Origin of the sequence: Pseudomonas sp. TH04 (assembly GCF_016651355.1) — a bacterium.
In the GTDB taxonomy this organism is placed as follows: domain Bacteria; phylum Pseudomonadota; class Gammaproteobacteria; order Pseudomonadales; family Pseudomonadaceae; genus Aquipseudomonas; species Aquipseudomonas fluorescens.
On record NZ_JAEKEA010000001.1, the window covers coordinates 2,862,352 to 2,874,894 of the forward strand.

Here is a 12,543-nt window from a genome sequence, read left to right on the forward strand (position 1 = left end):
TCTGCGCTGACCTTGAGTATGACCATGCCTTCACTCAGTCTCACCCAGCTTGGCTGGACCCCGCCGGGTCACGAGCACTGCAATCACCGGTTCCAACTGCGTGACGCGAGCTTGCAGGTCGGTGCGGGCGAATTTGTCGGCCTGATCGGACCCAACGGCAGCGGCAAGACCAGCCTGTTGCGTTGCGCCTATCGGTTCAGCAAACCGGAACACGGTGACGTGGTGCTCGAACACCAGAACGTGTGGAAACAAAGCGCCAAGTGGTGTGCGCAACGTATCGCCGTGGTGTTGCAGGAGTTTCCCGACGCCTTCGGATTGCGCGTAGATGAAGTGGTCGCCATGGGCCGTACGCCTCACAAAGGCCTGTTCGATGCCGACACGCGCCACGACCAACAGTTGATTCAAGAGGCCTTGAATTCAGTCGGCATGCAGGGCTTTGAAGACCACGCTTTCGCCACCCTCTCCGGCGGCGAAAAACAAAGGGTGATTCTCGCCCGTGCCCTGGCCCAGCAACCGCAACTGCTGATCCTTGACGAGCCGACCAACCACCTCGACCCGCGCTATCAGTTGGCATTGCTACGGCTGGTCAAGCACCTGAACATCGGCACACTGGCCAGCATTCACGACCTGAACCTGGCCGCTGCCTTTTGTGATCGCCTTTACGTGATCAACCACGGGCGCATTGTCGCCAGCGGCACGCCTCACGACGTGCTGACCGCCGAACTGTTGCGCGACGTGTTTGGCGTCGAGGCCTTGATCGACACTCACCCTCTGTCTGGCTACCCGCGAATCACCTGGATAACCCAACCATGATCCTGCGCTCCCTGCTGTCTCTCGCCTTGTTACTCGGCACTGCTCAAGCGTTTGCCGAAGCAACCCATTACCCAGTGACGATTAAAAGCTGTAACCGCGACGTGACCTTTCAGGAGGCGCCGAAACACGCAGTCAGCCATGACATCAACATGACGCAGATGATGCTTGCCCTGGGCCTCAAGTCGCACATGGCAGGCTATAGCGGCGTGACCGGCTGGAAGTCGGTCACGCCGGAGATGGCCGAGACCCTCGACGGCCTGCCGGAGCTGGCGAGTAAGTACCCATCGGTGGAAACCCTGCTCAACGCCAACGTGGATTTCTTCTTCGCCGGCTGGGACTACGGCATGCGTGTGGGTGGCGACCTCACGCCGCAAACCCTGCAACCGTTGGGCATCAATGTGTATGAGCTGACCGAGTCGTGCGCGTTTGTGATGAAGCGCCCTGCCGCGACACTGGAAGACACCTATACCGACGTGCGCAACCTGGGAAAGATTTTCGATGTGCAAGACCGCGCCAACGCGCTGGTGGCAAAGATGCAGGCCCAAGTGGCCGAGGTGCAAAAAGACCTGCCCACCGACAAACCACGCGTGTTTCTCTATGACAGCGGTGAAGACCGCGCCATGACCTCCGGCCGCCTGGGCATGCCGCAGGCGCTGATCGAAGCAGCCGGTGGGCGCAATATTCTCGATGACATGGATGCCAGCTGGACGCGCGTGAACTGGGAGACCGTAGTGGATCGCAACCCCCAGGTGATCGTGATCGTCGACTACAGCGAAATCACCGCCGAGCAGAAGGCGCAATTCCTGCTCAACAACCCGGCCCTGCAGTCGGTGGACGCCATCAAGAATCAGCGTTTTATCGTGATTCCTTATGTGCAGGCCACGCCGGGGATCGATAACGTGCTGGCGGTGGAAACCCTGGCCAAAGGGTTCCACGGCGAATGATTACCCCGCGCTACGCCCTGTTGCTGGTCGCCCTTGGCGCGTTGTTAATGATCTCTTGCGTAGTCTCGCTGGGGTTCGGCTCGGCGCCGGTGCCGGTGGACGTGGTGTGGCGTATTTTACTGAACAAGGCGTTCGGCCTCGGTGACGTGAACTGGAGTTCCGGTCAGGAACATATCGTGTGGTTGATTCGCGTGCCGCGCATGTTGCTCGGCGCGCTGGTGGGCGCCGGGCTGGCGTTGATCGGCGCCGTGTTGCAGGCCGTCACGCGCAACCCTCTGGCCGACCCGCACCTGTTGGGCGTGACCTCCGGCGCGACCCTGGGCGCGGTGATTGTGGTGCTGCACGTCGGGGAAATCGTCGGCCTGCTGACGCTGCCCATCGCCGCCTTTCTCGGCGCGTTGCTGAGCATGCTGGTGGTACTGGCGGTGGCCAGCCGTCACGGGCGGCTGGAGAGTGATCGCCTGTTACTGTGCGGTGTGGCGGTTTCGTTCGTGATGATGGCGGTGGCCAACCTGTTGCTGTTCATGGGCGACCACCGCGCAGCCTCAGCGGTGATGTTCTGGATGCTCGGCGGCCTGGGCCTGGCGCGCTGGGAACTGCTGATGATTCCTGCCGTGACGGTCGTCTTCGGGCTGCTGCTGTTGCTGGGTATGGCGCGCCCATTGAACGCTCTGATGGCCGGCGAGCAAACCGCTGTGACCCTGGGCCTGAACGCGCGGAACGTGCGGCTGAAGGTGTTTTTGATAGCCTCTCTGATGACCGGCGTACTGGTATCCATCAGCGGCTCCATCGGCTTTGTTGGCCTGATGGTGCCGCACATTGCCCGACGCCTGGTCGGCGCCGAACACCGGCGATTGTTGCCGGTGTGCCTACTGTTGGGCAGCGTGTTCCTGGTCTGGGTAGATGTTGCGGCGCGGACCTTGATCGCCCCCGAAGACCTGCCCATTGGCGTGGCGACGGCGGCGATTGGCGGGTTGTTTTTTATTGGGTTGATGCGCAGGCGCTAGGGTCAGAGTTCGTCTTTGGTATGCACATACCAATATTCGTCGACGTGCGGTTCGGCCTGCACCTCGCTGACTTTCCACTCTTCACCCAGCACCCCCTCACGTGTCCAGAAACTATCGGAGACCAACACGGACAGAATACCCAGTGCTCTTAACCGACTGATCCATACACTTGGGTCAGGCGCTTCACCTGGAGCAAGCAGCGTGGTTTCAGCCGCGCTGTGCACGGGCAGGTACTTGAGCAGCGCCCCACCCCGGCATGACAGGTAACACCTTGCACCCTCGGGGGCATTGCGCTTGACCACCGCAAGATAGTCACGCAAGTCATCCTTGGCGACAAAGTTCTCCAGCAGTTTTATGTCGAGCGGCTCGCGGCTGGAGGTGGAGGCAATGGCTTTGTAGAACGACTGCACCGCTGCGATTTTGTAGGTACTCAGCACATTGCCGGGCGGCACGTCGAAGCCCGCATGATCAATCCAGAACAGCAACGCCAAGGTACTTGTACTTCCCGTGCCCTGATCCTCCACCGGGTCAATCGCGACATACCCCGCTGTTTCTCCAGGCACCAGAACCGCGCCCAGGTACTGCGTGCCCTTGAACGGCGCTACCAAGCCCTGAGCATACCGAGCGGCATCATCGGGATAAAAGAACAGCGGGCCGCAGAACGAATGAAAATACGGGTCGTCAGCAAACGCATGAGGCGCTCTTTTCGGTAGCCAGTGCAGAGTGACCCGCTCTTTCCTGCCCCAGACTTCACTGGTGACGCGAATGGACAGCTCACCGGCACCTGCCAGGCGGCGCACATAATCACTGACGGTGAGGGAGCCTTGAAGCAAGTGCGTACGCTCCAGGTGCGCCCTGCTCGTCCAATCGTAAAGTGACGACGTTTTGGGGAACCTGTACGTGAGTAACGCACCGTCGCTGCACAACAGATAGAGCGGCAGAACACTTCCAGTACGCGCGCTGCTGATAAAGTTCAGCGCCTTGGCAATGTATTGGGGCGCTAGAAAACTGTGTGCCATTTCGTCATTGTCCGCCGCAATGGCAACATTCGAAGCGCACAGATACAAACCGTCGAGCACATAGCCCTGGGGCAACTGGCCGTTGATAAAGACCTGCTTGAAATCAGCAAGGTTGTCTCGCACCAGTGCCAACGTCGTCATGTACAGCGGCTTGCTCACCGACTTCAGCACATAACCGAACGCCACATCGGCTTGCGGCGTCCACTCGCGCTGAGCGTGACGAACGGCATCTAACGCCCGGGTGAAAATCGGGCCACCGGGCGAATCGAGGAACACCTGCCGAATATCCCCGGGGTTCGGCCGAGTTTGATGCGCCACAAAATCCCCGGTGATCTTCCTGGGCATCCCCCACAGCGAATCCCCCTCCACCACATAAAAATCACCGACCTTCGCCACCTCAGTGATAAACGCCTGCGGCGAGAGTGCGCCGCTGCGCAGCTGCTGTTCGACGCGGTTGTCGCCGTAATCACCTTTGACCAGGTTTCGCGGCGCCAGGCGCTCCTTGAGCTGCAATTGCCCATCAGAATCCGACAGCTGATAACTGAGGATCGAGCCATTAGCGCCAAACACATACTCGCGCTTGATATGAGCTTCACGGTGCAGCAGGTTGGACAGCACCGCCGTCGGCAGCATGCTTTTGTAGATCGCTTTTTGGGTGGTGGACAACAGCAACGGCACCTCTTGGTCCAGCACGGACCGATAACGCGCCACAATCGAACTGCCCCCTGGATAAAGCCCCACGGCAACCGCTTGATCCGGGTAGATCCAGTGCAAAGCAAGCCCACGCGGTGGAAGCACCAGCGGCTCGGTCGCGGCGAACAACCCGTTAGCCAACCTGAGGAGCACCCCACCATAAGCACGTCCTTCTTTGCGCACCATGGCCGCAGCATGACGGGCGGCGTCGTCAGGGTTGGCGAAGGCGGGGCTTAAACGCCGCGGCATCAAGGTTTCATAGCCAGCCCAGGTAGGGCTGACCCCGCCTTTTTTATCCCAACACTGGCTGACACGTACGACGTGCAGACTGCGCTTGAGTGCCCACTCCCTGACGAAATCCAGAGGGGAGCGCTGACCCGAATTCAACTGCTCCCGGGCCTCGGTCAACACCCTGTCTGCGGCGCCGCCACTGCTCACGTCAAGCGGCGCAGGCTCGTACCGCAGCAGCGCGCCATCCAGGGTTGAAAAGTAAACTCGCGGGAGGTTCGCACCTTCCTGATTGGCGGCATAGAGGGTGGCGTAGAGCACATCCGGTGTGACAAAAAACAGCGTCAGCCATGCGTTCGACGTCGTCAGCCCGGTGGGTGACCATTGCTGCGAGCGAAACAGCCCGTGAATGGCAAACCCATCGGGCAGTTGGTAACTGCGGTCCGCATTGCGTTCAAACACACCGTTAAGATTGAACAATTTGTTCTGATCGGTGACCCCCACCACTTCGCTTGCGATGTACTGTTCCTGATCCTGATGTTTGAGGATGAAGGCAAAACAGGCCGCCTCGGGAAAGTTACGTCCATGTACTCGACCGTGGAGGTTCTGGGCCGCCTCGTCGGCACTGGCAAACACCGCACCGTAGGTGACGTAGTCGGGCGGGCCGGATCGCGGGGCGTAGGTGTAGTTGGCCGTCCAGTCGTTGTAGACCACTGAGCGCGGCCCCCACAGCGGGTTGCCCCGGATAATCTTGAAGTTCCCCGCTTCCGCCAGCCGCCAGACCCAGTTGCCGGGCTTGACCTGGCCACTTTCGAGACGCCGCTGCAGGCTGTTATTCCCGGCATTCGGGGCAATGTTGTCGAGCAGTAACTGCTCTCCCGAGGAGCGGTCAGGGGTGTACTCCAGCAAACAATTCGCGGCCCCCGACAGATACGCCACTCGCCCGGCCGCGATGATTGAATACATCTCATCGGGGCTGAACACCTGCTGGTTAATCAATGCCTCGTCGCGCGTCCAGCCGCGACGTAACACTGGCGCCGGATCGACCATGGACAGTTCGGGATGGGAGCCGTAACGCCCATGTAGCGTGTAAGGTTCGGGCGGTATCAACGGCCCTTTGTTGTCGGCGGGGAAAAACAACGTGAAGGCAAAGGGGTTGGCGGCGCTTTCCACCGGTTCGGTGACAACAAAGCGGCCGTCTTCGCCCTCAAGCACATACCCTCCATAGTAGCGGTCGCGCCTGGTGCCGACGCGTTCATGGGCATACACCACCGCATCGCGTGCAGAGAGAAACGCGCGGCTCAAAGTCGCCGTATAAAACGACGTCAGCAGGTTGAAGCGGTTATCCACCCTGCCGACCGTACGCCATAAACCACCGGCCTGTACCACCGACAAATCGGTCGCTGCAATCACTCTGCGCACGTAATCACGCGGGCTCAACGTGCCCGCAAGCATGGCTGCCTGCGCGCCGTTATCGTTGACTTCACCCGCGCTTCCCATTCTGACCAGATCGCTGGTGGGCGTGGCCTCTGGCACCTTGAATGCCAGCAGTGCACCATCCGACGCTTGCATGTACAGGGACAAGCCACGAACCGGGTCCTGAATGTCCAGGGTCGCCCGCGCCTGACGCGTCGCGGCCACTATCTGCGCGGGTGTAAAGAAGGTACTGGCCAGCCATTTTTCTCGCGCTGCAACCTCGTCCGTTTCATACCAACTGCTGAAGTAAATGGCCGCCAGCCGGTACTGGGAGGGCAGCCGCAGCTTCCCATCGGGGCGTGTTGGAAAAACATTATCGGGCGAAAACACAGGCTGGCGCTTGGGCAGCGCTAACGTCGCCACGTAAGCCTCCTGACGGGTGTGCTTGAGCACAAACCCCACCTTTGGCTGTTGATCCAGTGCGTCAGTGGGCAAAAACCCACCCAGCACAGCCGCTTCCGGGGTTGAGAACACCGAGGTGAAAAAGGGCTGCTGCAGTACACCACCGCTGGTGGTCACGGGTGTGTTCATTCGCCAGCCCTTTGTCACCCGACCACGAACGCCCCCCCACACTGCATTCGCAATCAGTACCCACAACTCTCCGACCTCGGCGAGATTCCTGACCGGCGATTCGAAATCACTGCTTGGTTCAACGGTTCCGGCCAGCAGTTTTTGGCCATAGGTTTTTTCCGCGCTCGATCCACTGCTGACATATTTGAGCAACACACTGTCCGGCCCGGAAAAATAGTGACTCTTGGCGAACGCCCGATTCCTGAAGCTGAAGAGTTGGTCTGCGGTCGAGTAAAAGTTGTTGAACAGCTGCGCCTGGTCGGCTGTAAAGCTGGGAAACATGGCCCGGATTTGTACGGCATCCGCAGGGTGGGAGTGATAGAACGCCTCAGCCACATAGCCCTCGGGGGCAATAAAGTTGCCCTCACTGTCTTTGGCCAACAGCAGCCCGTGATCGAAGACCATGCGTCTATCCGGTATGGGCTGAGTCGCGTAATAACGACTGCCGCGCTTGAGAATCACACCGCCATATTCGACATCGCGTCGTCGGCCTATCGCCTCGTGTGCCCAGCGGGCTGCGTCGTCGGCGCTGATAAACGCCGGGCTCAGGGGAGGGTGTTTCACAGGATGGCGCGTTGAATCAGCCGGTGTGGCAGGGATCGTGTCCATAAGGTTCTCGCTGGCGAAAAGGTCCAAGGCAAAACAGCGCCTTGTCTGAATCCGCATCCTGGAACAGGCCGGCGGGTGACTTGCGCTGTATATCTACCCCTTCGCCCCTTTTTGAAGCCTCCCGTGCACCCGATACCCATTGCGGCGCCAAGTTGGTGCGCAGCACTGCTCCCGTCAGCGGCCAGCCCCTGTAGATGCTCATGTTGAGTGGCGCAGGCACAGCCTTTGCAAAGTCCTGCGTATCTGCCCCACAAAAATATTGGCTTACGGAGATCGCACTATGAAGCGTCGCAGTTTGATCAAGGCTTTCACCCTGTCAGCATCGATTGCCGCCATGGGTTTGACCTGGACCGTACAGGCCGCCGAGACCATCAAGGTCGGCATCCTGCACTCGCTGTCCGGGACCATGGCAATCTCCGAAACCTCGCTTAAAGATATGGCGTTGATGACCATCGATGAGATCAACGCCAAAGGCGGTGTGAACGGCAAGATGCTCGAACCGGTGGTGGTGGACCCTGCCTCGAACTGGCCGCTGTTCGCCGAGAAAGGCCGCCAGTTGCTGACCCAGGACAAGGTCGCCGTGGTGTTCGGTTGCTGGACGTCGGTGTCGCGTAAATCGGTGTTGCCGGTGTTCGAAGAACTCAACGGTTTGCTGTTCTACCCGGTGCAGTACGAAGGCGAAGAGATGTCGCCGAACGTGTTCTATACCGGTGCAGCACCGAACCAGCAGGCGATCCCGGCAGTGGAATACCTGATGAGCGAAGAAGGAGGCGGCGCCAAGCGTTTCTTCCTGCTCGGCACCGACTACGTGTACCCGCGCACCACCAACAAAATCCTGCGTTCGTTCCTGCATTCAAAAGGCGTAGCGGATAAAGATATCGAAGAGGTCTACACCCCGTTCGGCCACGCCGATTACCAGACCATTGTTGCCAACATCAAAAAGTTCTCCGCTGGCGGCAAGACTGCGGTGATCTCAACCGTGAATGGCGACTCCAACGTGCCGTTCTACAAAGAGCTGGCCAACCAGGGCTTGAAGGCGACTGACGTACCGGTGGTGGCCTTCTCCGTCGGTGAAGAAGAGCTGCGCGGCATCGACACCAAGCCGCTGGTGGGTAACCTCGCGGCCTGGAACTACTTCGAGTCGGTGGAGAACCCGGTGAACAAGAAGTTCGTCGCCGACTGGAAGGCTTACGCCAAGGCGCACAACCTGCCAGGCGCGGATAAAGCCGTGACCAACGACCCGATGGAAGCCACCTACGTAGGCATCCACATGTGGGCGCAGGCGGTTGAGAAAGCCAAGTCCACCGACGTCGACAAGGTGCGCGAAGCCATGGCCGGCCAGACCTTCGCCGCGCCGTCGGGCTTCACCCTGACCATGGATAAAACCAACCACCACCTGCACAAGCCGGTGATGATCGGCGAGATCCAGGCGGATGGGCAGTTCTCTGTGGTGTGGCAGACCGAGAAACCGATCCGCGCCCAGCCGTGGAGCCCGTACATTCCAGGCAATGACAAGAAGCCGGATTACGCCGTGAAGAGCAACTGATCCGAGGGGTGTCGACACCAGAGTGTCGACACAAACCCTGTAGGAGCTGGCTTGCCTGCGATGCAGACGACTCGGTGTATCTGAAACACCGCGATCGCAGGCAAGCCAGCGCCCACATTTGTCCGCGTAAGGCCGACCAATATGCCCACTGCCCTTTACCGTTTCATCGTCACGGCCTTGCTGTTGCTGCCTTTCGCAGCACAGGCAGGCGACGCCGACGACTTCCTCGCTGCCAACCCGACGCAACAAGCCAAGCTGCTCCAGGATTGGGCCGCCCAGCCCGACCCCGCGCGCATCGAACTGGTAGACGCCCTGCAACGAGGCCAGCTCACGCTCAACGGTGAAACCAAAACCGTACGCCTGAACAACCGCCTGCGCGGCCTGATCGACAACGTCCAAGCCAGCCAGCAACTGCTCGCCGCCGACCCCAAGGTGCGCTTGGCAGCCGCCAAAACCCTGCAAAAAAGCGCGCAACCTGCGCAACTCAAATTCCTCGACCAGCAGGTCGCCGCCGAAACCAACGAGGACGTGCACAGCGCCCTCAGCCTGGCGCTGGCCAACCTGCAGTTGGTCGACACCGACCCCGCCGTGCGCCTCGCCGCCGTGCGTTTGCTGGGCGGCACCGGTGACCCGCTGGCCCGTACGCGTCTTGAGGCGTTGCTCGCGCCAGGTGTCGAAACCGACGCCGCCGTGCACACCGCTGCCGAGACCAGCCTGGCGCAGGTCAAACGCAAACTGATGTTCGGCGAGATCCTCGGCCAGGCCTTCAGCGGCATGTCGCTGGGTTCGATCCTGCTGCTCGCGGCCCTGGGCCTGGCAATCACCTTCGGCCTGCTCGGCGTGATCAATATGGCCCACGGCGAGATGCTGATGCTCGGGGCGTACTCGACTTACGTGGTGCAGCTGATGATGCAGCGCTACGTGCCCGCCGCCATCGAGTTCTACCCGTTGATTGCGCTGCCAGTGGCGTTTTTTGTCACCGCTGCCATCGGCATGGTCCTGGAGCGTACGGTGATTCGCCACCTGTACGGCCGGCCGCTGGAAACCCTGCTCGCCACCTGGGGCATCAGCCTGATGCTGATTCAGTTGGTGCGCCTGGTGTTCGGTGCGCAGAACGTCGAAGTGTCCAACCCCGAATGGCTGTCCGGCGGCATTCAAGTGCTGCCCAACCTGGTGCTGCCGTACAACCGCATCGTGATCATCGCGTTCGCGCTGTGCGTGGTGGTGCTGACCTGGCTGCTGCTGAACAAGACCCGCCTGGGCCTCAACGTGCGCGCCGTCACCCAGAACCGCAACATGGCGGCCTGCTGCGGCGTACCCACCGGGCGGGTGGACATGCTCGCGTTTGGCCTGGGTTCCGGCATCGCCGGGCTGGGTGGCGTCGCGCTGAGCCAGATCGGCAACGTCGGCCCGGACCTGGGCCAGAGCTACATCATCGACTCATTCCTGGTGGTGGTGCTCGGCGGTGTCGGCCAACTGGCCGGTAGCGTCATGGCCGCCTTTGGCCTGGGCATCGCCAACAAAATTCTGGAACCGCAGATCGGCGCCGTACTCGGCAAGATCCTGATCCTCGCGCTGATCATTCTGTTTATCCAGAAACGCCCGCAAGGACTCTTCGCACTGAAAGGACGGGTGATCGACTGATGAACCAGCCATTGATGCTTACCGCCACGCAAAAGGCCGGGCCCAAAGTCACGATAGCGGTCGGCGCGGCCATCCTGATCCTGCTGCTGGCCCTGCCCGTGTGCTCGCTGCTGTCACCTGAACATCCGCTGCATGTGTCGGCCTACACCCTGACGCTGATGGGCAAGATCCTCTGCTACGCCATCGTCGCCCTGGCCCTGGACCTGGTGTGGGGTTACGCAGGAATGTTGTCCCTCGGCCACGGCCTGTTCTTTGCGCTGGGCGGTTATGCGATGGGCATGTACCTGATGCGTCAGGCGTCCGGGGACGAGTTACCGGCGTTCATGACCTTCTTATCGTGGACTGAGCTGCCCTGGTATTGGATGGGCACCGAACACTTTCTCTGGGCCCTGTGCCTGGTGGTGCTGGCGCCGGGTTTACTGGCCCTGGTGTTCGGGTTCTTCGCCTTCCGCTCGCGGATCAAGGGCGTGTATTTCTCGATCATGACCCAAGCCCTGACCTTTGCCGGGATGCTGTTGTTTTTCCGCAACGAGACCGGCTTTGGCGGCAACAACGGCTTTACCAATTTTCGCAGCATCCTGGGCTTCGGCATCACCGAGCCCGGCACGCGGGCGGTGTTGTTTTTTGCCACGGTGCTGTTGCTGGTCGCCAGCTTGTACACCGGCTGGCGCCTGGCGCAGAGCAAGTTCGGCCGTGTACTGACGGCATTGCGCGACGCCGAAAACCGCCTGATGTTTTGCGGTTACGACCCGCGCGGTTTCAAGTTGTTTGTGTGGGTGTTGAGCGCCGTGCTGTGTGGCTTGGCGGGGGCGTTGTATGTGCCGCAAGTGGGCATCATCAACCCCAGCGAAATGTCGCCGACCAACTCCATCGAAGCCGCTGTGTGGGTGGCCTTGGGTGGGCGCGGCACCTTGATCGGGCCGCTGCTCGGCGCCGGTGTGGTGAACGGCATGAAGAGCTGGTTCACCGTGGCGTTTCCGGAATACTGGCTGTTCTTTCTCGGGGCCCTGTTCATCATCGTCACCCTGTATTTGCCCAAGGGTGTCATCGGCCTGTTGAAGAAACGGGGTGAACAATGAGAGTCACTGCGACGGCGGAATTTATGCTCGAACCTATTCTTGAGCCGAACAAAGATGCGGGCAGCAGCCGCGATGCGATCGGCATCGGCCAGGCCGCAGGCAAGGGCCTCAACACCCGCCACGGCACCCTCCTGACCCTGGAAGACATCAGTGTCAGCTTCGACGGTTTCAAGGCGCTCAATGACCTGAACCTGTACATCGGCGTCGGCGAACTGCGCTGCATCATCGGCCCCAACGGCGCAGGCAAAACCACGCTGATGGACGTGATCACCGGCAAGACCCGTCCCAGCCACGGCAAGGCCTGGTTCGGCGAAACCCTCGATTTGACCAGCATGAGCGAAGTGCAGATCGCCCAGGCCGGTATCGGCCGCAAGTTCCAGAAACCCACGGTGTTCGAAGCCCTGAGCGTGTTCGAAAACCTGGAGCTGGCGCAGAAAACCGACAAGTCCGTGTGGGCCAGCCTACGCGCACGCCTGAGCGGCGAGCAGAAAGACCGTATCGATGAAGTGCTCGAGACCATCCGCCTGACGGCGTCGGTACAGCGCCCGGCCGGGCTGCTGTCCCACGGTCAGAAGCAATTCCTGGAAATCGGCATGTTGTTGATGCAAGACCCGCAGCTGTTGCTGCTGGACGAACCCGTAGCGGGCATGACCGACGCCGAAACCGAGTTCACCGCCGAACTGTTCAAGCGCCTGGCGGGCAAGCACTCGCTGATGGTGGTGGAGCACGACATGGGCTTCGTCGGCTCGATTGCCGACCACGTGACGGTGTTGCACCAGGGCAGCGTGCTGGCCGAGGGGTCGCTGGAACAGGTGCAGGAAAATGAGCGGGTGATCGAGGTTTACCTCGGTCGCTGACGCTGACGTGAACAGCTTTATGTGGGCGCTGGCTTGCCTGCGCTACAGGCGACTCGGT

The 12,543-nt window shown here is 60.7% G+C and carries 8 protein-coding genes; 7 read left to right on the top strand and 1 reads right to left on the bottom strand.

Annotated features, from left to right (window positions below):
* Nucleotides 1-24 precede the first annotated feature (24 nt).
* Genes JFT85_RS13000 through JFT85_RS13010 form a run of 3 tightly spaced genes read left to right on the top strand, consistent with a single transcriptional unit; the run spans nucleotide 25 to nucleotide 2,764 of the window.
* Nucleotides 25-813: an ABC transporter ATP-binding protein gene (locus tag JFT85_RS13000; RefSeq protein ID WP_053254112.1), complete on the top strand. Its 789-nt coding sequence runs from the start codon at nucleotides 25-27 to the stop codon at nucleotides 811-813.
* The gene (locus JFT85_RS13005; RefSeq protein ID WP_053254111.1) at nucleotides 810-1,757 is read left to right on the top strand and encodes an ABC transporter substrate-binding protein; all 948 of its coding nucleotides are present in this window, start codon (nucleotides 810-812) and stop codon (nucleotides 1,755-1,757) included. The genes JFT85_RS13000 and JFT85_RS13005 overlap by 4 nt, the downstream gene beginning before the upstream one ends.
* Nucleotides 1,754-2,764, top strand: a complete 1,011-nt coding sequence (locus tag JFT85_RS13010; protein ID WP_053254110.1) for a FecCD family ABC transporter permease — start codon at nucleotides 1,754-1,756, stop codon at nucleotides 2,762-2,764. The genes JFT85_RS13005 and JFT85_RS13010 overlap by 4 nt, the downstream gene beginning before the upstream one ends.
* Nucleotides 2,765-2,766: 2 nt before the next feature.
* On the opposite strand, the gene JFT85_RS13015 is transcribed toward JFT85_RS13010, so the two are convergent.
* Nucleotides 2,767-7,359 carry a hypothetical protein gene (locus JFT85_RS13015; RefSeq protein ID WP_201229952.1) on the bottom strand — a complete coding sequence of 1,531 codons (4,593 nt, stop codon included), beginning with the start codon at nucleotides 7,357-7,359 and terminating at the stop codon, nucleotides 2,767-2,769.
* Nucleotides 7,360-7,639: 280 nt separating this feature from the next.
* On the opposite strand from JFT85_RS13015, the gene urtA reads away from it, so the two are divergent.
* The 4 genes from urtA (at nucleotide 7,640) to urtD (ending at nucleotide 12,485) form a co-directional block, all read left to right on the top strand.
* Complete coding sequence (gene urtA, locus JFT85_RS13020) at nucleotides 7,640-8,905, top strand: urea ABC transporter substrate-binding protein (protein WP_053254109.1); 1,266 nt, start codon at nucleotides 7,640-7,642, stop codon at nucleotides 8,903-8,905.
* A gap of 141 nt (nucleotides 8,906-9,046) precedes the next feature.
* Nucleotides 9,047-10,549 carry an urea ABC transporter permease subunit UrtB gene (urtB, locus tag JFT85_RS13025; protein ID WP_078827679.1) on the top strand — a complete coding sequence of 501 codons (1,503 nt, stop codon included), beginning with the start codon at nucleotides 9,047-9,049 and terminating at the stop codon, nucleotides 10,547-10,549.
* Nucleotides 10,549-11,628, top strand: a complete 1,080-nt coding sequence (gene urtC / locus JFT85_RS13030) for an urea ABC transporter permease subunit UrtC (RefSeq protein WP_053254107.1) — start codon at nucleotides 10,549-10,551, stop codon at nucleotides 11,626-11,628. Before urtB ends, urtC begins: the two co-directional genes overlap by 1 nt.
* The gene (urtD, locus tag JFT85_RS13035; protein WP_053254106.1) at nucleotides 11,625-12,485 is read left to right on the top strand and encodes an urea ABC transporter ATP-binding protein UrtD; all 861 of its coding nucleotides are present in this window, start codon (nucleotides 11,625-11,627) and stop codon (nucleotides 12,483-12,485) included. The genes urtC and urtD overlap by 4 nt, the downstream gene beginning before the upstream one ends.
* The last annotated feature ends 58 nt before the right edge of the window (nucleotides 12,486-12,543 follow it).